A 20,020-nucleotide genomic window follows, 5' to 3' on the forward strand; every position below is an offset into this window, starting at 1 on the left:
GGTTTGATGCCGTATGAATAACGAGAACATTTGCCTGGGAGGAGCGGCTTATTAAACCGCTTTTCACCAAGGGCCCCTCACTGGGCGTGCGCGTGTTGGTGCTGGTCGTGCTATCGGTCGCGCTGATGGTGTTCGATGCCCGCTTCACACTGCTCAAGCCAGTGCGTAGCCAGATGTCGCTGGTGTTGATGCAGTCTTACTGGATCACCGACCTGCCGCAGCGGCTATGGCAGGGTGTCGCCAGTCAATTCGGCAGCCGCACGGAGCTTGTCGCCGAAAACGAAAAACTCCAGACCGAAAACCTGCTGCTGCAAGGCCGCATGCAAAAACTCGCCGCCTTGACCGAGCAGAACGTCCGGCTGCGCGAGTTGCTCAACTCTTCTGCATTGGTCAACGAAAAGGTCGAAGTGGCCGAGTTGATCGGCATGGACCCCAATCCCTTTACTCATCGCATTATCATCAACAAAGGTGAGCGCGATGGCGTGGTTCTCGGCCAGCCGGTACTCGATGCCCGTGGCTTGATGGGGCAGGTGGTCGAGTTGATGCCCTACACCTCACGGGTGTTGCTGTTGACCGACACCACCCACAGCATCCCTGTTCAGGTGAACCGTAACGGTCTGCGGGCGATTGCCAGCGGCACCGGTAATCCCGAGCGTCTGGAACTTCGCCACGTGGCGGACACCGCGGATATCAAAGAAGGCGACTTGCTGGTCAGCTCCGGGCTCGGCCAGCGTTTTCCAGCGGGCTACCCGGTCGCAACGGTCAAGGAAGTGATTCATGACTCTGGCCAGCCGTTCGCTATCGTGCGCGCCGTTCCAACCGCCGCGCTGAACCGCAGCCGTTATCTGTTGCTGGTGTTCAGCGATACCCGCACTGTCGAAGAGCGCGCCAATGCCGCCGCCCAGGCTCAGGAAGCGCAGGACCGGCAAGGCGGCGCAGCCCCGAGCATTCCGGCGACCCTGCCCAAGACTGTCGTGCCCTTTGTCCCGGCGCCAGCGCCAGCCGCTGCCGCCGCTGCGCCGACCACCACGCCAGCGACCCCGGCCAAGCCGGTTGCTCCTGCTGTCGCGGCCAAACCTGGCGCTGCCAAACCACCTGCGGCCAAACCACCCGCTGCGCAACCGGCTGCCGCCAAACCTGCCGCGACCAAACCGCCCGCTACGGCACCGGCGACACCTGCTCGGGAGAGACAATAATGGCCGGCACCCGGTCCAGTAACGGTTGGATAGTCTGGTTGACCTTCGCGATCGGTCTGCTGCTCAGCGTCTCGCCACTGCCGCAGTTCATGGAAATCCTGCGCCCGCTGTGGCTGGCTTTGTTGCTGGCCTTCTGGGTGTTGGCGTTGCCACAGAAGATCGGCATGGTCACCGCCTGGTGTCTGGGCCTGGCGGAAGATGTGCTGTACGGCACATTGTTGGGGCAGAATGCCTTGATCCTGACCTTGATCACCTTCCTGGTATTGTCGTTGCAGCAGCGCTTGCGCATGTTTCCGATGTGGCAGCAATGTCTGGTCATTCTGGTGATCTTCGGTCTGGCCCAGTTGGTACAGCTGTGGCTCAGTGCCTTGACCGGCAACCGCCAACCGACCCTGGCACTGGTATTGCCAGCACTGGTCAGTGCGTTGCTCTGGCCGTGGATCAGCTTCGGTTTGCGTGGATTGAGTCGCCGCTACAAAATCAATTGATCGGTCAGGCATTTGCCCGCACCTCGACAGGGAGATGTCTTGATGAACCTGCTCTATCTGGCCTCTGGCTCACCACGCCGACGCGAACTGTTGACGCAGATCGGCGTGCCTTTTTCCGCCATCGGCGCGGACATCGATGAAACCCCTCTGAATGACGAATCCCCTGCCGCCTATGTCGAGCGTCTGGCGCGCGGCAAGGCCGAGGCCGGGCGCGCAGTGCTGGCGCTCAGCGAGCCCGCGTTAGCGGTTTGTGTGCTGGGAGCCGATACCGCCGTGGTACTCGACGGGCAGATTCTCGGCAAGCCGGTCGATGAGGCCGATGCCCTGAGCATGCTCATGGCGCTGTCTGACCGTGAACATGAAGTCTTGACCGCGATCGCCGTGCTCGACGGGCAACGTTGCGAGTCGCGGGTGGTCCGCAGCCTGGTGCGGTTTCGCCCGATCAGCCGCGAAGAAGCCGCGGCCTACTGGGCCAGCGGCGAGCCGCAGGACAAGGCCGGTGGTTACGGGATTCAAGGGTTGGGCGCGGTGTTTGTCGCCGGGCTCAATGGTAGTTACTCAGCAGTCGTTGGCCTGCCAGTGTGCGAAACCGCAGAACTGTTAGGCCATTTCGGCATACCCTGTTGGCAAAACCTTACCGTGCGCTAAGCGCCGTACCTGACTGACGCGGCCATTATCGTGAATACGCCTGAGCGAGACCCTGCCATGAGTGAAGAGATCCTGATCAACATCACGCCGATGGAATCGCGCGTGGCGGTGGTTGAAAACGGTGTTCTGCAAGAAGTGCATGTCGAGCGCACCCAGAAACGCGGCATCGTCGGCAATATCTACAAGGGCAAGGTGGTCCGGGTGTTGCCGGGCATGCAGGCAGCTTTCGTCGATATCGGCCTGGATCGCGCGGCCTTTATTCACGCCTCGGAAATCTCCATGCGTGAAGGCCCTGCGGTGGAAAGTATCAGCTCCCTGGTCCATGAAGGGCAGAGCCTGGTGGTGCAAGTCACCAAGGATCCGATCGGTTCCAAGGGCGCGCGCCTGACGACCCAGTTGTCGATTCCATCGCGGTATCTGGTGTACATGCCGCGCACCGCCCACGTCGGCATTTCCCTGAAGATTGAAGATGAAGCCGAGCGCGAGCGACTGAAGCAGGTGGTCAGCGACTGCGTGGCGAAGGAAGGCATCAAGGAAGCCGGTGGCTTCATTCTGCGTACGGCTGCCGAAGGCGCCGGGGCCGATGAGATCCTGATGGACATCCGCTACCTGCGCAGGTTGTGGGACCAGATCGCGGAGCAGATCAAGACCATCAGCGCACCCAGCGTGATTTATGAAGACCTGGGCCTTGCCTTGCGCACCTTGCGTGATCTGGTCAGTCCGAAGATCGAGAAAATCCGCATCGATTCCCGGGAAACCTTCCAGAAAACCACACAGTTCGTCGCCGAGCTGATGCCGGAAATCGCCGATCGCCTTGAGCACTATCCCGGCGAACGGCCGATTTTCGATCTGTACGGAGTAGAGGACGAGATCCAGAAAGCCCTTGAGCGCAAAGTGCCGCTTAAATCGGGCGGTTATCTGGTGGTCGATCCGGCGGAGGCCATGAGCACCATCGACGTCAACACCGGGGCGTTCGTTGGCCATCGCAACCTCGAAGAGACGATCTTCAAGACCAACCTCGAAGCCGCGACGGCGATCGCTCGCCAGCTGCGCCTGCGTAACCTGGGCGGAATCATCATCATCGACTTCATCGACATGGAAGATGAAGAGCACCAGCGTCAGGTCTTGCGCACCCTGGAAAAGCAACTGGAGCGCGATCACGCCAAGACCAACATCATCGGTATCACCGAATTGGGCCTGGTGCAGATGACCCGCAAGCGTACCCGCGAAAGTCTCGAGCAGGTGTTGTGCGAACCGTGCAGCAGCTGCCAGGGCCGCGGTAAGTTGAAGACTCCGGAAACGGTTTGCTACGAGATTTTCCGCGAAATCCTGCGTGAAGCGCGGGCCTACCAGGCGGTTGGCTATAGAGTGTTGGCTAACCAGAAAGTGGTTGATCGGCTGCTCGACGAAGAGTCGGGCAATGTCGCCGAGCTGGAGGGGTTTATCGGGCGCACCATCCGCTTTCAGGTCGAGACCATGTATTCCCAGGAACAATACGACGTGGTGCTGCTCTGAATCGGCATGCTTTACTTTTATTGAAAGCGACTGACTTCAGCGTTTTGCATGACTATTGCCTTGGGGGCCACCTGACATGGAGCGTCTGATACGTTTTTTCGCTGCCCTGACCCGTTGGTCCCTGGGGCTTTGCGCGTTGTTGCTGGTGTTGACCGCGCTGTACGTCAGTCTGGGCCGTGAATTGACGCCGCTGGTCGCCGAGTATCGCGCCGAAGTCGAGACCAAGGCGCGCGAAGTGTTGGCCATGCCGCTGCACATCGGCAGTCTTGAAGGCACCTGGAGCGGCATGGCGCCTATTCTGCTGGCCCACGACGTGATGGTGGGCGAAGGTGCCAACGCATTGCGCCTGGATCAGGTGCGGGTGGTGCCGGATGTCTGGGCCAGCCTGATGGCGCGCGAAATCCGCATCGCCCATCTGGAACTCAACGGTCTGCAACTGAGCCTCAAGGAAAACCAGGATGGCCGGTGGGCGCTTGAAGGGTTGTCGCTGCCAGAGGATAAACCGTTCGACCCCGAGCAACTGCTCAACCGCCTGCAAATCCTTGCGCAGCTGTCGGTGCTCGACAGCCAGGTCACCTTGCAGCCCTTCAATCAAGCCCCGCTGACCCTGACCTATGTTGGCCTGAATCTCAAGACCGGTCCCACTCGCCAGCGTCTCGATGCTCGCCTGACCCTGCCTGACGGGCAACCCCTGGCCCTGAACCTGCGCACTCGCCTGCGCGCCAGCGAGTGGCGCGATGGCGAAGCTGATGTCTACCTGAGCCTGCCGCAAAGTGATTGGGCGCGCTGGTTGCCGGCGAGCCTGACCCGGCAATGGAAGTTTTCCGAGCTCAAGGCCGGTGGCGAGGTCTGGCTTCGCTGGGGGCAGGGCACCGTGCAAAGCGCGGCCCTGCGCCTGAATGCTCCACAAGTCGAAGGTGCCTATGCCGAGCGCAAGCCGGCCAGGATCCAGAACCTGGCGCTCAACGCCTGGCTCCAGCGTAGCGCTGAAGGCCTTAATGTACTGGTCGATTCGCTGGCCATGAACCTCGGCGAAACGCGCTGGGAGTCCCATGTGCAACTCCAGCAACTGGTCGCCACCGAGAAAGTCGAGGAGCGCTGGCACCTGCAGGCGGATCGCCTCGATCTGACCCCGCTCACACCTGTGCTGGATGCCTTGGTCCCGGTGCCGGACAAGGTCGCCGAGGTGATCGACAACCTCAAGGTCACAGGCTCCCTGCGCAATGTGCTGCTCGATTACCGGCCCTTTGCCACTGGCGACCAGCGTCTGAGTTTTGCCGCCAATCTTGAACGGGTCGGGTTCAACGCCACTCACGGTGCCCCGGCGGCTCGAAACGTCACCGGTAGCATCAGTGGCGACCTCGGCCAGGGCGAATTGCGCATGGACAGCAAGGACTTTTCCCTGCACCTGGACCCGATCTTCGCCAAGCCATGGCAGTACCTCCAGGCCAATGCGCGGCTGGCCTGGAAGCTCGACAAAGACAGCTTCACGCTGATCGCCCCGTATCTGAAAGTGCTCGGTGAAGAGGGCAAGATTGCCGGCGACTTCCTGATCCGCCTGTATTTCGATCAGGCCCGGGAAGACTACATGGACCTGCGGGTCGGGCTGGTCGACGGCGACGGCCGTTACACCGCCAAGTACTTGCCCACAATGCTCGGCCCGGCCCTGGATGAGTGGCTGCGCACGGCCATTCTCAAGGGCGCGGTGGACCAGGGCTTCTTCCAGTACCAGGGCTCGCTGAACCATGGGGCCGCCGAAACGGCGCGCAGCATCAGCCTGTTCTTCAAGGTGCATGACGCCGAACTGGCCTTCCAGCCAGGTTGGCCGCATGTCAGCAAGGTCAGCGGCGATGTCTTTGTCGAAGACAGCGGGGTACGAATCCTGGCCAGCAAAGGTCAGTTGCTCGGTACCCAGGTTCGCGACATCCGCGTCAACATTCCCCATGTGCCCACCGGGCAAGTCAGCCGTCTGTTTCTCGATGGCGAGTTTGCCGGTGGCCTGGGCGACGGTTTGAAGATTCTCCAGGAAGCACCGATCGGCACCGCTTCGACCTTTGCCGGCTGGCAGGGCGAAGGGGATTTGCAGGGCAAGTTGAAACTGGATATTCCGTTGGCCAAAGGCCAGTTGCCGAAGATCCTGGTGGACTTCAAGACCGCCAGGGCGCGGCTGAAGCTGAGCGAGCCGGAACTTGAACTCAGCCAGCTCAAGGGTGATTTTCGCTTTGACAGCAGCAAGGGCCTGAGCGGCCAAGGCATCACTGCGCAAGCCTTCGAACGGCCGATTACCGCGCAGATCTTTGCCGACGGCAGCCCAGGGAGCCTCAAAACTCGCGTGGTCGCCAAGGGCCAGGTGGCGGTGAAGAAACTCACCGACTGGCTGAAAGTCACTCAGCCGTTGCCGGTTTCCGGCGATCTGCCTTACCAGTTGCAGCTGACCCTTGATGGCGCCGACAGCCAGTTGATGGTCAATTCCAGCCTCAATGGGGTCGCGGTGGATTTGCCCGCGCCTTTCGGTCTGGCGGCCGGAGAAAGCCGCGACACGGTGTTCCGGATGACCCTGCAAGGGCCTGAGCGACGCTACTGGATCGACTACGGCGACCTGGCCAACGTCACCTTCGCGGCACCGCCTGGCAATATCTCCGACGGTCGCGGCGAGCTGTTCCTGGGTGACGGCGACGCGAGTTTGCCGGGCGCTAAAGGCTTGCGGGTCCGCGGCGTGCTCTCCGAGCTGGATATAGAACCCTGGAAGGCCCTGGTTGATCGTTATGCCGGACAAGATCCGGGTGACAACGCCAAACAACTGTTGAGCAGTGCCGACATCAACGTGGGCAAGCTCCGCGGTTTTGGCAGCACCTTCGATCAGGTGGCACTGCAATTGAATCGCAAGCCGGCGACCTGGGCCCTGCAGATCGATAGCCAGCAGGCCAAAGGCAGTGTCGGTATCCCCGATGCCAAGGCCGCGCCAGTGGTGATCAACATGCAATATGTACGGTTGCCGGCAGTAGATCCGACGGTTCAGGCCGACGAAAATGCGCCGGACCCTTTGGCCTCGGTCGATCCGACTAAAATCCCCGCGCTGGATATCATCATCACTCAGCTGTTCCAGGGCAAGGATCTGATCGGCGGCTGGTCGCTTAAAGTGCGTCCAACCGCCAAAGGCATTGCACTGAACAATCTGGACCTGGGCCTCAAGGGCATGGTGTTGCAGGGCTCCGGTGGCTGGGAAGGCCAGCCAGGGGCCAGCAGCAGTTGGTACAAGGGCCGCTTGGGCGGCAAAAACCTCGCTGATGTGCTCAAAGGCTGGGGCTATGCTCCAACCGTAACCAGCCGCGACTTCCATATGGATGTCGACGGTCGTTGGCCGGGGTCACCGGCATGGGCCGGGCTCAAGCGCTTTTCCGGCAGTCTCGATCCGACACTGCGCAACGGTCAGTTCGTTGAAGTCGAGGGCGGCGCGCAGGCGTTGCGAGTGTTCGGTCTGCTGAACTTCAACTCGATCGGACGGCGCCTGCGTCTGGACTTCTCTGACCTGTTCGGCAAAGGGTTGAGCTACGACCGGGTCAAGGGACTGCTGGTGGCCACCAATGGGGTGTACGTCACCCGTGAGCCGATCACCCTGACCGGGCCGTCGAGCAATCTGGAGCTCGATGGCACGCTGGACATGGTCGCCGACCGGGTCGATGCCAAGTTGCTGGTGACCTTGCCCGTGACCAACAACCTGCCGATCGCCGCCTTGATCGTCGGTGCCCCGGCGATTGGCGGTGCGTTGTTCCTGATCGACAAGCTGATCGGTGATCGCGTAGCGCGTTTTGCCAGTGTGAAATACACCGTCAAAGGCCCGTGGAAAGAGCCGAAAATCACCTACGACAAGCCTTTTTGAAAAACCACGATATCTGCCTATGGAGTAGCATGGCTGCATCCCTTTCAAGGAGTGCTCCATGTCTCTTGCGGTGATTCAAATGGTCAGCCAGAGCGACGTGCTGGCCAATCTGGCCCAAGCCCGGCGCTTGCTCGAGCAGGCAGCGGCCGGCGGTGCCCGGCTCGCGGTGTTGCCGGAAAACTTCGCGGCCATGGGTCGTCGGGATGTTGCCGACCTTGGCCGTGCCGAAGCCCTGGGCGAAGGGCCGATCCTGCCCTGGTTGAAACAGGCCGCTCGCGACCTCAAGTTATGGATAGTGGCCGGCACCTTGCCGCTGCCGCCGGTGGATCAGCCGACGGCCAAGGCCAACGCCTGCTCGTTGCTGATCGACGAACAGGGCGAGACAGTGGCGCGCTACGACAAACTGCATTTGTTCGATGTGGACGTAGCCGATCATCGCGGTCGTTATCGTGAATCCGATGACTATGCTTATGGAGGCGCGGTGGTGGTGGCTGACACGCCTGTCGGCCGGGTTGGCCTGACGGTGTGTTACGACCTGCGTTTTCCCGAGCTGTACACTGAACTGCGCGCCGCCGGTGCCGAATTGATCACCGCGCCCGCGGCATTTACCGCGGTAACCGGTGCGGCTCATTGGGAAGTGCTGATTCGCGCGCGGGCGATCGAGACTCAGTGTTATGTGCTGGCGGCGGCTCAAGGTGGAACTCACCCAGGACCGCGAGAAACCTTTGGTCATGCGGCGATTATCGACCCTTGGGGGCGCGTGCTGGCCGAACAGGATCAAGGCGAGGCCGTGCTGCTGGCTGAACGCGATAGCAGCGAACAGGCGTCCATTCGGACGCGGATGCCGGTGGCCAGCCACCGGCGCTTTTTCTCGCAGGGCGCGCAGCGACCTGCCTCAGAACGATGAATTTAAGGCGTAAAGCATATGAGCGAGTTGTTGACCTCAGTCAGTGAACACCTTTTAGCACCCGGCGGCGTGACCATCGAAAGCCTGCAAGCAGTGCTTGGTGACCTGGCCGGGCCGGGCATCGATGCCGCCGACCTGTATTTTCAGGGACAGATTTCCGAGTCCTGGGCGCTGGAAGATGGCATCGTCAAGGAAGGCAGTTTCAATCTCGACCAAGGGGTCGGCGTGCGTGCGCAATCGGGCGAGAAGACCGGTTTTGCCTACAGCAATGCCATCACCCTTGAAGCCCTCGGCGCGGCGGCTCGCGCGGCGCGTTCGATCTCCCGTGCCGGGCAGAACGGCACGGTGCAGGCCTTCACCACCCAGGATGTTGCGCAGTTGTACGGGCCCGACAATCCGCTCGAGGTGATGACTCGCGCCGAAAAAGTCGACTTGCTCAAACGCATTGACGTGGCGACCCGTGCCCTCGATCCGCGTATCCAGCAAGTGACCGTGAGCATGGCCGGGGTCTGGGAACGGATCCTCGTGGCGTCCACCGACGGCGGCCTGGCCGCGGATGTGCGTCCGTTGGTGCGCTTCAATGTCAGCGTGATCGTCGAGCAGAACGGTCGCCGCGAACGCGGTGGCCATGGTGGCGGCGGGCGTACCGACTACCGCTACTTCCTTGGCGACGACCGTGCCATGGGCTATGCCCGTGAAGCGCTGCGCCAGGCGCTGGTCAACCTCGAAGCGATTCCGGCACCGGCCGGTACCTTGCCGGTGGTTCTCGGTTCTGGCTGGTCTGGCGTGCTGCTGCACGAAGCGGTCGGGCACGGTCTGGAAGGCGACTTCAACCGTAAAGGCAGCTCGGCTTACAGCGGCCGCATGGGCGAAATGGTTGCTTCCAAACTCTGCACCATCGTCGACGACGGCACCCTGGCGGGTCGCCGTGGCTCCTTGAGCATTGACGACGAAGGCACCCCGACCGAGTGCACCACGCTGATCGAAAACGGCGTGCTCAAAGGTTATATGCAGGACAAGCTCAATGCCCGCCTGATGGGCCACGCCCGCACGGGCAACGGTCGTCGCGAGTCTTACGCGCACTTGCCGATGCCACGCATGACCAACACCTACATGCTCGCAGGCGAAAGCGATCCGGCGGAAATCATCGCCTCGGTGAAGAAGGGCATCTATTGCGCCAACCTCGGTGGCGGCCAGGTGGACATCACCAGCGGCAAATTCGTGTTCTCTACCAGCGAGGCCTATCTGATCGAGGACGGCAAGATTACCGCTCCGGTCAAAGGTGCGACCTTGATTGGTAACGGCCCGGAAGCCATGAGCAGGGTGTCGATGGTCGGTAATGACCTGGCGCTGGACAGCGGGGTAGGGACATGCGGCAAGGATGGACAGTCGGTGCCGGTAGGTGTCGGCCAGCCAACCTTGAAGATTGACGCGATCACCGTGGGTGGCACGGGCGGGTGAAGTGGAGCCTTGGGTGGGCGAACCGCAACGCGGCGCAACCCACCCGGGGTCGAAGACTAACGCAGACCGCGTTGAGTCTCGTCCAGCTCACGGATGTACTTGAAGATTTTCCGGCTGGCAGCAGGTGGCTTGCTTTGCGCAAGTTCATGCTGGGCCTGACGGATCAGGGAGCGCAGTTGCTGGCGATCCGCGTCCGGGTAGTCGAGGACGAACTTCTCCAGGACGCCGTCATCGCCCGCGATCAAACGATCGCGCCAGCGTTCCAGGCCGTGGAAACGTTCGTTGTACTGCCGAGTGGAGGCATCGAGTTGATCAAGCAAGGCCAGAATGGCGTCAGTGTCCTGATCGCGCATCAGTTTGCCGATGAACATGAGGTGCCGTTTACGCGCGATATTCGCGGTGTGCTTGGGCGCATCGTTCAGAGCCCGGCGCAAGGCGTCGGTCAATGGCAGTTTTGCCAGCAAGTCAGGCTTGAGTGTTGTAAGGCGCTCGCCAAGATCAACCAGAGCATGCAGCTCGCGTTTGACCTGGGATTTGCTTTTCTCCCCATCGAGGGAGTCGTCGTAAGAATCAACCATGGTGGCAGTCCGCAAAGAAACGCCGCCATGATAACCAGTCGGGGGCCGCTTGTCCGGCCCGGTCGCTCGAAGGCCTTAACCGAAAGCAGAATTTGAGTGGAGAACACCATGAGTGCAGCAGAAAGCGTCGGCCCACAAGCTTTGCCGGCACTGCAGGAACAAGTCGAGCAGATCATCGCCGAAGCCAAACGCCAGGGCGCCAGCGCCTGCGAAGTCGCAGTGTCTCTGGAGCAGGGATTGTCGACCACAGTTCGTCAGCGGGAAGTCGAAACCGTTGAGTTCAACCGTGACCAGGGCTTTGGCATCACCTTGTATGTCGGCCAGCGCAAAGGCTCGGCCAGCACCTCGGCCAGCGGTCCGGAGGCGATTCGCGAAACCGTCGCCGCGGCACTGGCCATCGCCAAACACACCTCGGAAGATGAGTGTTCAGGGTTGGCCGATGCCGCCTTGATGGCCAAGGACTTGCCGGATTTCGACCTGTTTCATGCCTGGGACATTACCCCGGAACAAGCCATCGAGCAGGCTCTGGCTTGTGAAGCGGCGGCGTTTGCCGCCGACAGCCGGATCAAGAACGCTGATGGCACCACCCTGAGCACCCATCAGGGCTGCCGCGTGTATGGCAACAGCCACGGCTTTGTCGGCGGTTATGCATCGACCCGGCACAGCCTGAGCTGCGTGATGATTGCCGAAGCCGACGGTCAGATGCAGCGCGATTACTGGTATGACATGAATCGCCAGGGCGAACTGCTCGCTGATCCGGTCAGTATCGGCCAGCGTGCCGCGCAACGGGCGGCCAGCCGCCTGGGCGCACGTCCGGTTCCGACCTGCGAAGTGCCGGTGCTGTTTTCCGCAGAATTGGCCGGCGGTCTGTTCAGCAGCTTCCTCGGGGCGATTTCCGGCGGCAACCTGTACCGCAAATCGTCGTTCCTCGAAGGCACGCTGGGCCAGCGGTTGTTCCCTGAGTGGCTGACCCTGGATGAGCGCCCGCATTTGATGCGTGGCCTGGCCAGTTCAGCGTTCGATGGCGACGGTCTGGCCACTTATGCCAAGCCTTTCGTGGAAAACGGCCATTTGGTGTCTTACGTATTGGGCACTTACTCCGGTCGCAAGCTGGGCATGCCAAGCACCGCCAACGCCGGCGGCGTGCATAACCTGTTCGTCACCCATGGCGACGAAGATCAGGCAGCGTTGTTGCGTCGCATGGGGCGCGGGCTGTTGGTCACCGAGTTGATGGGGCAGGGCCTGAACATGGTGACGGGCGACTATTCCCGTGGCGCGGCAGGGTACTGGGTAGAGAATGGCGAGATCCAGTTTGCCGTGCAGGAAGTGACCATCGCCGGCAACATGCGCGACATGTTCCAGCAGATTATCGCGGTGGGTAATGACCTGGAACTGCGTAGCAATATTCGTACGGGCTCGGTGTTGATCGAGCGGATGACGGTCGCCGGTAGCTAAACGTCCATCGCCGCAAGCAAAGGCGCGTCACCCAATGGGTGGCGCGCTTTTTTTTTGGGGAGTTGAGTTGATGTGAGCCGAAAAGATCGCAGCCTCGCTGCGCTCGGCAGCTCCTACGGATTGGTGTTCACACCGGATGTGCGTCGGCCCCGGCTCATGTAGGAGCTGCCGTAGGCTGCGATCTTTTGATTTTTCTCAGGGTTGTGTTGATTCTCAATATCATATAATAATAAATCTCATTATCGAATGAGCCCGGGTCATGAGTTCTGTCTTGCACGAGCAGCCTTACCTTGAAAGCTGGCGCTGGATGAGTCGTCAGATCCGTTGCGCACTGGATCCTGACGAACCGCGCCTGATCGAGCACTACCTGGCCGAAGGCCGTTATCTGGCCTCTTGCACGGCCACTTCTCCCTGGACCGTCGCCGAAACCGCGTTGCGGCTCCTGCTCGACACCGCGAGCGACACCGCGCTGCCCTGGCATTGGCGCGGCCTGTGTCTGGATCAGGCCTGGCGGCCATTGCGTGATCTGGAGCGGTTGTCCCTGTGCAAGTGTCGGCTCAAGCGCTGGCAAAGCTACTCCTGGCAACTGGCGACCTGCTCGTTGCAGCCCTCCATTCCTCTCACAGAACTGCTGCAAGGATTTCCCGATGAGTAATTTCCGTATCGAACGCGACAGCATGGGTGAACTGCAGGTCCCGGTGGATGCCTTGTATGGCGCGCAGACCCAGCGTGCGGTGAACAACTTCCCGATCAGCCAGCAGCGTATGCCGGCCCAGTTCATTCGCGCGCTGATCCTGGCCAAGGCCGCGGCGGCCAGGGCCAACATCGAGCTTGAACAGCTGAGCGCGGCCCAGGGCAAAGCCATCGTCGACGCAGCTCAAGGCTTGCTCGAAGGCGACTACATGCAGCATTTTCCGGTGGATATCTTCCAGACCGGTTCCGGCACCAGTTCCAACATGAATGCCAATGAAGTGATCGCGACGCTGGCCAGTCGCTTGCTGGGCGAGGTGGTCAACCCGAATGACCATGTCAACTGTGGGCAGAGCAGCAACGACATCATCCCGACCAGCATTCATGTCAGTGCCGCGTTGGCGTTGCACGAGCAGTTGTTTCCGGCGTTGATGCATCTGGTCGAGGTGATCGAGTACAAGGCCGAACAGGTTCACCCGTTCATCAAGACCGGGCGCACGCACCTGATGGATGCCATGCCGGTGCGCATGAGTCAGGTGCTCAACGGCTGGGCGCAGCAGCTCAAGGCCAATATCGGTCACCTGCAGGACTTGCTGCCGAGCCTGCAGTCCCTGGCTCAAGGCGGTACCGCAGTCGGCACTGGAATCAATGCTCATCCTGAGTTCGCCGCACGTTTCAGTCAGCAGCTCAGCGCGTTGACCCAGGTGCAATTCACGCCAGGCAAGGATCTGTTCGCGCTGATCGGTTCCCAGGACACCGCGGTGGCGGTCTCTGGCCAGCTCAAGGCCACTGCCGTATCGCTGATGAAAATCGCCAACGACTTGCGCTGGATGAACTCCGGTCCCTTGGCCGGTCTCGGTGAGATCGAACTGGAGGCGTTGCAGCCTGGTTCGTCGATCATGCCTGGCAAGGTCAACCCGGTGATCCCGGAAGCCACTGCGATGGTCGCCGCTCAAGTGATCGGTAATGACACCGTGATCACGGTGGCCGGGCAGTCGGGCAACTTCGAGCTGAATGTGATGCTGCCGATCATTGCGCAGAATTTGCTGAGCAGCATCGAGTTGCTGGCCAACTCCAGTCGTTTACTGGGGGACAAGGCCATCGCCAGCTTCAAGGTGAACGAGGCCAGGCTCAAGGAAGCACTGTCGCGCAACCCGATTCTGGTCACCGCCCTCAACCCGATCATTGGTTACCAAAAGGCCGCCCAGATCGCCAAGCAGGCCTATCAGCAGGGGCGACCGGTTATCGATGTGGCCCTCGAGCACACCGACCTGTCGCGCAGCCAACTGGAAGTCCTGCTTGACCCGGAAAAGCTTACGGCGGGTGGCGTGTAATCACCGACTCAGCTTTGGAGACTCACCATGGAGCACTGGAAACGAACGATCGAAAGGGCCAATAGCTGCTTCATTCAGGGCGAACTGGTGGACGCCCGCGAGCTTTACCTGCAGGCATTGGCCCTGGCCCAGGTGTTGTTCGAGCGCTGGCCGGATGCCGAGGAAGCGGTGGCGGCCTGCGTGATCTCCCATCACAACCTGGCGGACCTGCATTTGCGTCTGAACCAGCCGGAAGAAAGCGTGGAGTACCTCTGTTCGATACACCAACGGCTGTTGCAGACGATGCAGGATGCACGATTGGCACCTGCGCTACGTGAGGCAGCGTTACGTCAGAGCAACAAGACTTACGTCGAATTACTCAACTTCATCAGCGAGCACGGCGAATATCCGCGCACTGACCGCTTGCTGCACAGCAACCTGGCGCAATCGGCCTCGGCCCATGCGCACGATGCATTGATCGTAAATGGCCCACATTACGGAGCACATTAAGATGTCCTTTAGCTTGCCTGCCTTGCCTTATGCGTATGACGCGCTGGAACCGCACATCGATGCACAGACCATGGAGATCCACTACAGCAAGCATCACCAGACTTACATCAACAACCTGAATGCGGCCGTTGAAGGTAGCGAATGGGCTGACTGGTCTGTGGAAAAGCTGGTCGCCAGCGTTCAGCTACTACCCGAAAATCTGCGCGCGGCGGTGATCAACCAGGGCGGCGGACATGCTAACCATTCGCTGTTCTGGGCCGTCATGGCGCCTGCGGGCGGCGGCAAGCCGGACGGTGCGCTGGGCGACGCGATTGATGAACAGTTGGGCGGTTTCAACAGTTTCAAGGAAGCCTTCACCAAGGCCGCGCTCACACGTTTTGGCAGCGGCTGGGCCTGGCTGAGCGTAACGCCGCACAAGACGCTGGTGGTGGAGAGCAGCGGTAATCAGGACAGCCCGTTGATGAATGGCAACACGCCGATCCTCGGCCTGGATGTGTGGGAACACGCCTATTACCTGCTGTATCAGAACCGTCGCCCGGAATACATCAACGCTTTCTACAACGTGATCAACTGGCCGGAAGTCGCGCAGCGCTACCAGGCTGCTCTTGTTTAAGACCCCATGATAAAAAGATCTAAGGCCGACTATGGGTACTGAAACACTGGCGATCAGCAGTGGACGGATGTTTCGCTATGCGTTGGGTTCGCTGTTGCTGTTGGCGGGAATGGCGTTGGTGGTTGCCCAAGGATTGGACTGGCTGGCGCTTGAACCGCGTTTGTTGCGCGCGTTGCAAGGGGGCGCTATCTGCGCCCTTGGCACGGCATTGGGTGCGGTTCCGGTGTTGGTCATTCGCCGAATGCCCTTGGCGGTCAGCGATACCTTGCTAGGTTTCGGTGCCGGCGTGATGCTGGCGGCCACTGCGTTTTCGCTGATTGTCCCGGGTATCTCCGCTGCCGAAAATCTTGGATTGATGCCATGGGCTGCCAGCGGATTGATCAGCTTCGGCATCATGCTAGGGGCGTTCGGTTTGTTTCTGGTGGATCGCAAGGTGTCCGGCGCGACCCCGCAAATGCTGGTGGGCACCGCTGAGCGTCCGGTTATCCCCCCACGGATCTGGTTGTTTGTGTTTGCAATCATTGCTCACAACATCCCGGAAGGCATGGCGGTCGGCGTGTCGGCCGGGGGCGGAATGCCCGATGCCGACAGCCTGGCCATGGGTATCGCGTTGCAGGATGTGCCGGAAGGTTTGGTGATTGCGTTGGTACTGGTCGGGGCGGGGATGTCGCGGCTCAAGGCGTTCCTGATCGGCGCGGCTTCAGGTCTGGTCGAGCCGGTCTTCGCGCTGTTGTGCGCCTGGCTGGTGAGCCTGGCGCAGATGCTCTTGCCGCTGGGATTGGCGTTAGCCGCCGGTGCCATGCTGTTGGTGGTGACTCATGAGGTCATCCCCGAGTCGCGACGCAATGGTCACGACAAGCTGGCCAGTCTGGGCCTGCTAATCGGGTTTTGTCTGATGATGGTGATGGATACGGCGTTGGGGTAGCACAGTCTTGTTGTGAGGGAATAGATGAGCTACCTGTGGCGAGGGGGCTTGCCCCCGTTGGGTCGCGAAGCGGCCCTAAATGCTACTGCCGCGGTCTTTCAGTTAGATCGCGTACACCGGATTACGACTGCTTCGCAGCCGAGCGGGGGCAAGCCCCCTCGCCACATAAGCCCCTCACCAAAGGGTAGGCGTTACTCGCCTTCATCGAAGTAGCGGTTGATCAGATCGACCAACGCATCCAGCGCTTCCTGTTCTTGCTCGCCTTCAGTGGCTAGATGGATTCTGGTGCCTTTACCGGCAGCCAGCATCATCATGGCCATGATGCTTTTACCGTCGACCGTGGATTCTGGCGTGCGTCCTACTCTGATCGTGCAATCCTTGAATTGACCGGCGACTCCGACGAATTTGGCAGACGCCCGGGCATGCAGGCCCAGCTTGTTGATGATTTCAATTTCCAGAGCGGGCATCGCGGTGTGGATCCTTTAGCTAAGGTCGCGGTGGCGAACCTGGACGTTCTTCAGGGATGCTTGCAGGACCTGGCCCAGACGTTCGGTCAGGTAGACGGAGCGGTGATGTCCGCCGGTGCAGCCAATGGCGATGGTGACGTAGGCGCGGTTGCTGGCGGCGAAACGAGGCAGCCACTTCAGCAGGTACGTAGAGATATCCTGGAACATTTCTTCAACATCCGGTTGTGCGGCCAGATACTCGGCTACTGGTTGATCCAGCCCGGATTGCTCGCGTAGCTCGGGTTTCCAGTAGGGATTGGGCAGGCAGCGCACATCGAACACCAGGTCGGCATCGACCGGCATGCCACGCTTGAAGCCGAAGGACTCGACCAGGAAGGCGGTGCCCGGTTCCGGCTGGTTCAATAGGCGCAGCTTGATGGTGTCACGCAGTTGATACAGGTTCAGGTTGGTGGTGTTGACCTTCAAGTCCGCAAGGTCGGCAATCGGCCCCAGCAGATTGGTTTCATCGCGAATGGCTTCGGCCAGCGAGCGCTGGGCATTGCTCAGCGGGTGGCGCCGACGGGTTTCCGAAAAACGCTTGAGCAGGGTTTCTTCGTCGGCATCCAGATACAGCACATCGCATTGGATGTGTCGGCTGCGCACTTCTTCGAGCAATTGCGGGAAACGTGTCAAGTGACTGGGCAGGTTCCGCGCATCGATCGAGACGGCGACCAGCGGCTGCGCCAGTTCCGTGTGAATCAATGCGCGCTCGGCCAATTCCGGAAGCAGCCCGGCCGGCAGGTTATCGATGCAGTAATAGCCACTGTCCTCCAGTACATCGAGTGCGGTGCTTTTACCCGAGCCGGACCGGCCGCTGACAATTATCAAACGCATGATTAACTACCGTTCTGCTCTTCCAGGACAACCTGGTACAGGGCTTCGTTGGTTGAGGCGCTGCGAAGTTTTTCGCGCACTTCCTTGCGGTCAAGCATGCTGGCTATCTGCCGAAGCAGTTCCAGGTGTGCATCGGTAGCGGCTTCCGGAACCAGCAGGACAAACAGCAGGTCGACCGGGGCGCCATCGATGGCATCGAAATCTATGGGGGCGTCCAGGTGCATCAAGGCACTGATGGGCGAGGTGCAGCCTTTGAGGCGGCAGTGGGGGATGGCGATGCCGTTGCCAAAACCGGTGGAACCGAGTTTTTCACGGGCAATCAGACTCTCGAATACATCTTGCATCTCCAGATCCGGCACTTCGCGGTGGATAAGGTTGGCAATTTGCTCGAGTGCGCGCTTTTTACTGCCGCCCGGCACGTTCACCAAAGAACGGCCGGGGGTCAGGATGTTTTCAAGTCGGATCATGGGTTGGGAGTGTTAACGACCCGTCGCGCCCTGGAGGACACTTTGGGTCTTTTCCTTATGCTTTTTGAGTTGGCGATCCAGCTTGTCGGTGAGTGCGTCGATCGCCGCGTACATGTCTTCATGTTCGGCGTTGGCGACCACTTCATTGCCGGGAATATGCAAGGTAGCTTCGATTTTCTGCTTCAGCTTCTCGACCGTCATCGTGACTTGCACGTTGGTGATCTTGTCGAAATGCCTCTCCAATCGTTCGAGTTTTTCGCCGATGTAGGCGCGCAAAGGTTCGGTCACTTCCAGTTGGTGTCCACTGATGTTGACTTGCATACAGCTTCTCCTTCGTTGCCAGTGCATAAGGCGGCAGGCTGGCTTGCCTGCCACTAGGCTGTGTCCGAAAACTGCCTGAGTTCTCGAACACACCCTGGAACGCTGTGGCGTGGCCCGTTACATCAACCGCTTGCGTTCGCTCGAAGGCGCGATTCCAAGGGATTCGCGGTACTTGGCGACGGTGCGGCGGGCTACCTGAATGCCTTGTGCCTCCAGTAAACCAGCGATCTTGCTGTCACTCAACGGCTTTTTCTGATTTTCCGCGGCAACCAGTTTTTTGATGATCGCGCGAATCGCTGTGGACGAGCATTCGCCGCCCTCAGAGGTGCTGACGTGGCTGGAGAAAAAGTATTTCAGTTCGTAGATACCACGCGGGGTATGCATGAATTTCTGAGTGGTCACCCGGGAAATCGTCGACTCGTGCATGCCGACCGCTTCGGCGATGTCATGCAGGACCAGCGGTTTCATCGCCTCATCGCCGTATTCGAGAAAGCCGCGCTGGTGCTCGACGATCTGGGTAGCGACTTTCATCAGGGTTTCATTACGGCTTTGCAGGCTCTTGATGAACCAGCGCGCTTCCTGCAACTGGTTGCGCATGAAGGTGTTGTCGGCGCTGGTGTCGGCGCGGCGAACGAAACCGGCGTACTGCGGGTTGACCCGCAAGCGTGGCACGGACTCCTGATTCAGTTCCACCAGCCAGCGCTCGTTGTCCTTGCGCACGATCACGTCGGGGACGACGTATTCGGCTTCACTTGACTCGATTTGCGAGCCTGGGCGCGGGTTCAGGCTTTGCACCAGCTCGATGATCTGCCGCAGTTCGTCTTCCTTGAGCTTCATGCGACGCATCAGCTGGCTGTAATCGCGGCTGCCGAGCAGATCGATGAAGTCCGTGACCAGGCGCTTGGCCTCGGCCAGCCAAGGGGTCTTGGCCGGCAGTTGACGCAGTTGCAGCAGCAGGCACTCGCCAAGATTGCGCGCGCCGATACCGGCCGGCTCGAATTGCTGGATGCGATGCAGGACCGCCTCGATCTCGTCCAGTTCGATGTCCAGCTCCGGATCGAAGGCCTCGAGAATTTCCTCGAGGGTTTCGTCCAGGTAACCCTGATTGTTGATGCAATCGATCAGTGTCACGGCAATCAGGCGATCGGTGTCGGACATCGGCGCCAGGTTCAGTTGCCAGAGCAAATGGCTCTGCAGGCTCTCGCCGGCCGATGTACGGGTGGTGAAATCCCACTCGTCGTCATCGTTGCTTGGCAGGCTGCTGGCGCTGGTCTGGTAAACGTCTTCCCAGGCGGTGTCGACCGGCAGTTCATTAGGAATGCGCTCGTTCCAGTCACCTTCCTCGAGGTTGTCCACCGTCGGGGCGGTTTCCTGGTAGGAGGGTTCTTGAACATCGGCGTTGGGTTTCTGCTCGACGTTGTCGGCCAGAGGGTCGGCGTTATCGAAGTCGTCGCCTTCTTCCTGGCGTTCGAGCATCGGATTGGACTCCAGGGCCTCCTGGATTTCCTGTTGCAGGTCCAGGGTCGACAATTGGAGCAGGCGGATGGCCTGTTGCAGCTGCGGTGTCATCGTCAGCTGCTGGCCCATTCTCAAGACTAGCGATGGTTTCATGGCAGGGGCTTAACACCTTATTCGCCGGCGCGCATGCGCCATCCACTACAGGGCGCCGGAGCGCCAATCATAAGCAAATTATATGCCTGAAACTGGAGTGTT

General features: G+C 60.4%; 19 protein-coding genes. 13 read left to right on the forward strand and 6 right to left on the reverse strand.

The genetic code is table 11. The features are described 5' to 3' along the window. The first annotated feature begins 50 nt into the window (after positions 1-50). The 7 genes from mreC to tldD all read left to right on the forward strand — a co-directional run bounded on the left by mreC (position 51) and on the right by tldD (position 10,095). A complete protein-coding gene (mreC, locus tag F8N85_RS23170) occupies positions 51-1,196 on the forward strand; it encodes a rod shape-determining protein MreC (RefSeq protein ID WP_150805839.1) in 1,146 nt (381 codons plus the stop codon). After that, positions 1,196-1,684, forward strand: coding sequence for a rod shape-determining protein MreD (gene mreD, locus F8N85_RS23175; RefSeq protein ID WP_150805840.1), 489 nt, complete (start codon positions 1,196-1,198; stop codon positions 1,682-1,684). The genes mreC and mreD overlap by 1 nt, the downstream gene beginning before the upstream one ends. Positions 1,685-1,726: 42 nt before the next feature. Beyond that, a complete protein-coding gene (locus F8N85_RS23180) occupies positions 1,727-2,332 on the forward strand; it encodes a Maf family protein (protein ID WP_150805841.1) in 606 nt (201 codons plus the stop codon). 57 nt (positions 2,333-2,389) lie between these two features. Further along, a complete protein-coding gene (gene rng, locus F8N85_RS23185) occupies positions 2,390-3,847 on the forward strand; it encodes a ribonuclease G (RefSeq protein ID WP_150805842.1) in 1,458 nt (485 codons plus the stop codon). Between the two features lie 76 nt (positions 3,848-3,923). Then, positions 3,924-7,727 carry a YhdP family protein gene (locus tag F8N85_RS23190; protein WP_150805843.1) on the forward strand — a complete coding sequence of 1,268 codons (3,804 nt, stop codon included), beginning with the start codon at positions 3,924-3,926 and terminating at the stop codon, positions 7,725-7,727. A 58-nt stretch (positions 7,728-7,785) separates the two neighbouring features. Then, positions 7,786-8,634, forward strand: a complete 849-nt coding sequence (locus tag F8N85_RS23195) for a carbon-nitrogen hydrolase family protein (protein ID WP_150805844.1) — start codon at positions 7,786-7,788, stop codon at positions 8,632-8,634. A gap of 18 nt (positions 8,635-8,652) precedes the next feature. Continuing rightward, entirely contained in the window at positions 8,653-10,095 is a 1,443-nt protein-coding gene (tldD, locus tag F8N85_RS23200) for a metalloprotease TldD (RefSeq protein WP_150805845.1), read from the forward strand. 56 nt (positions 10,096-10,151) lie between these two features. Here the strand turns inward: tldD and yjgA are convergent, their stop codons facing one another. After that, positions 10,152-10,673 carry a ribosome biogenesis factor YjgA gene (gene yjgA, locus F8N85_RS23205; protein WP_150805846.1) on the reverse strand — a complete coding sequence of 174 codons (522 nt, stop codon included), beginning with the start codon at positions 10,671-10,673 and terminating at the stop codon, positions 10,152-10,154. Positions 10,674-10,781: 108 nt separating this feature from the next. On the opposite strand from yjgA, the gene pmbA reads away from it, so the two are divergent. The 6 genes from pmbA to F8N85_RS23235 all read left to right on the forward strand — a co-directional run bounded on the left by pmbA (position 10,782) and on the right by F8N85_RS23235 (position 16,179). Further along, entirely contained in the window at positions 10,782-12,128 is a 1,347-nt protein-coding gene (gene pmbA / locus F8N85_RS23210) for a metalloprotease PmbA (protein WP_150805847.1), read from the forward strand. A gap of 259 nt (positions 12,129-12,387) precedes the next feature. Further along, positions 12,388-12,783 carry a FagA protein gene (locus tag F8N85_RS23215; protein ID WP_150805848.1) on the forward strand — a complete coding sequence of 132 codons (396 nt, stop codon included), beginning with the start codon at positions 12,388-12,390 and terminating at the stop codon, positions 12,781-12,783. Beyond that, positions 12,776-14,152 (forward strand): class II fumarate hydratase, encoded by a 1,377-nt coding sequence (locus tag F8N85_RS23220; protein ID WP_150805849.1) that lies wholly within the window; start codon positions 12,776-12,778, stop codon positions 14,150-14,152. The genes F8N85_RS23215 and F8N85_RS23220 overlap by 8 nt, the downstream gene beginning before the upstream one ends. A 27-nt stretch (positions 14,153-14,179) precedes the next feature. After that, positions 14,180-14,641 carry a hypothetical protein gene (locus F8N85_RS23225; RefSeq protein ID WP_150805850.1) on the forward strand — a complete coding sequence of 154 codons (462 nt, stop codon included), beginning with the start codon at positions 14,180-14,182 and terminating at the stop codon, positions 14,639-14,641. Position 14,642: 1 nt separating this feature from the next. Continuing rightward, a complete protein-coding gene (locus F8N85_RS23230) occupies positions 14,643-15,254 on the forward strand; it encodes a superoxide dismutase (protein WP_150805851.1) in 612 nt (203 codons plus the stop codon). 31 nt (positions 15,255-15,285) lie between these two features. After that, positions 15,286-16,179 (forward strand): ZIP family metal transporter, encoded by an 894-nt coding sequence (locus F8N85_RS23235; protein WP_150805852.1) that lies wholly within the window; start codon positions 15,286-15,288, stop codon positions 16,177-16,179. Between the two features lie 191 nt (positions 16,180-16,370). Here F8N85_RS23235 and F8N85_RS23245 read toward each other — a convergent pair whose 3' ends face one another. The 5 genes from F8N85_RS23245 to F8N85_RS23265 form a co-directional block, all read right to left on the reverse strand. Beyond that, positions 16,371-16,646 (reverse strand): HPr family phosphocarrier protein, encoded by a 276-nt coding sequence (locus tag F8N85_RS23245; RefSeq protein ID WP_150805854.1) that lies wholly within the window; start codon positions 16,644-16,646, stop codon positions 16,371-16,373. 15 nt (positions 16,647-16,661) lie between these two features. Further along, positions 16,662-17,519, reverse strand: coding sequence for an RNase adapter RapZ (gene rapZ, locus F8N85_RS23250; protein ID WP_150805855.1), 858 nt, complete (start codon positions 17,517-17,519; stop codon positions 16,662-16,664). 2 nt (positions 17,520-17,521) lie between these two features. Beyond that, positions 17,522-17,986, reverse strand: coding sequence for a PTS IIA-like nitrogen regulatory protein PtsN (ptsN, locus tag F8N85_RS23255; protein WP_150805856.1), 465 nt, complete (start codon positions 17,984-17,986; stop codon positions 17,522-17,524). A 12-nt stretch (positions 17,987-17,998) separates the two neighbouring features. Continuing rightward, positions 17,999-18,307 (reverse strand): ribosome hibernation-promoting factor, HPF/YfiA family, encoded by a 309-nt coding sequence (hpf, locus tag F8N85_RS23260; RefSeq protein WP_150805857.1) that lies wholly within the window; start codon positions 18,305-18,307, stop codon positions 17,999-18,001. A 117-nt stretch (positions 18,308-18,424) separates the two neighbouring features. After that, positions 18,425-19,918: an RNA polymerase factor sigma-54 gene (locus F8N85_RS23265; RefSeq protein WP_150805858.1), complete on the reverse strand. Its 1,494-nt coding sequence runs from the start codon at positions 19,916-19,918 to the stop codon at positions 18,425-18,427. Positions 19,919-20,020 lie beyond the last annotated feature (102 nt).

The sequence above is a fragment of the Pseudomonas fluorescens genome, assembly GCF_902497875.1.
In the GTDB taxonomy this organism is placed as follows: Bacteria; Pseudomonadota; Gammaproteobacteria; order Pseudomonadales; family Pseudomonadaceae; genus Aquipseudomonas; species Aquipseudomonas fluorescens_BR.

What these genes read in the sequence shown, in the direction of transcription:
- pmbA (WP_150805847.1), top strand. Translation starts at nt 10,782, where the DNA reads ATGAGTGCAGCAGAAAGCGTCGGCCCACAAGCTTTGCCGGCACTGCAG.
- F8N85_RS23190 (WP_150805843.1), top strand. Translation starts at nt 3,924, where the DNA reads ATGGAGCGTCTGATACGTTTTTTCGCTGCCCTGACCCGTTGGTCCCTG.
- rng (WP_150805842.1), top strand. Translation starts at nt 2,390, where the DNA reads ATGAGTGAAGAGATCCTGATCAACATCACGCCGATGGAATCGCGCGTG.
- F8N85_RS23195 (WP_150805844.1), top strand. Translation starts at nt 7,786, where the DNA reads ATGTCTCTTGCGGTGATTCAAATGGTCAGCCAGAGCGACGTGCTGGCC.
- tldD (WP_150805845.1), top strand. Translation starts at nt 8,653, where the DNA reads ATGAGCGAGTTGTTGACCTCAGTCAGTGAACACCTTTTAGCACCCGGC.
- F8N85_RS23230 (WP_150805851.1), top strand. Translation starts at nt 14,643, where the DNA reads ATGTCCTTTAGCTTGCCTGCCTTGCCTTATGCGTATGACGCGCTGGAA.
- F8N85_RS23245 (WP_150805854.1), bottom strand. Translation starts at nt 16,646, where the DNA reads ATGCCCGCTCTGGAAATTGAAATCATCAACAAGCTGGGCCTGCATGCC.
- mreD (WP_150805840.1), top strand. Translation starts at nt 1,196, where the DNA reads ATGGCCGGCACCCGGTCCAGTAACGGTTGGATAGTCTGGTTGACCTTC.
- F8N85_RS23235 (WP_150805852.1), top strand. Translation starts at nt 15,286, where the DNA reads ATGGGTACTGAAACACTGGCGATCAGCAGTGGACGGATGTTTCGCTAT.
- hpf (WP_150805857.1), bottom strand. Translation starts at nt 18,307, where the DNA reads ATGCAAGTCAACATCAGTGGACACCAACTGGAAGTGACCGAACCTTTG.
- yjgA (WP_150805846.1), bottom strand. Translation starts at nt 10,673, where the DNA reads ATGGTTGATTCTTACGACGACTCCCTCGATGGGGAGAAAAGCAAATCC.
- F8N85_RS23220 (WP_150805849.1), top strand. Translation starts at nt 12,776, where the DNA reads ATGAGTAATTTCCGTATCGAACGCGACAGCATGGGTGAACTGCAGGTC.
- F8N85_RS23215 (WP_150805848.1), top strand. Translation starts at nt 12,388, where the DNA reads ATGAGTTCTGTCTTGCACGAGCAGCCTTACCTTGAAAGCTGGCGCTGG.
- ptsN (WP_150805856.1), bottom strand. Translation starts at nt 17,986, where the DNA reads ATGATCCGACTTGAAAACATCCTGACCCCCGGCCGTTCTTTGGTGAAC.
- F8N85_RS23265 (WP_150805858.1), bottom strand. Translation starts at nt 19,918, where the DNA reads ATGAAACCATCGCTAGTCTTGAGAATGGGCCAGCAGCTGACGATGACA.
- rapZ (WP_150805855.1), bottom strand. Translation starts at nt 17,519, where the DNA reads ATGCGTTTGATAATTGTCAGCGGCCGGTCCGGCTCGGGTAAAAGCACC.
- F8N85_RS23180 (WP_150805841.1), top strand. Translation starts at nt 1,727, where the DNA reads ATGAACCTGCTCTATCTGGCCTCTGGCTCACCACGCCGACGCGAACTG.
- F8N85_RS23225 (WP_150805850.1), top strand. Translation starts at nt 14,180, where the DNA reads ATGGAGCACTGGAAACGAACGATCGAAAGGGCCAATAGCTGCTTCATT.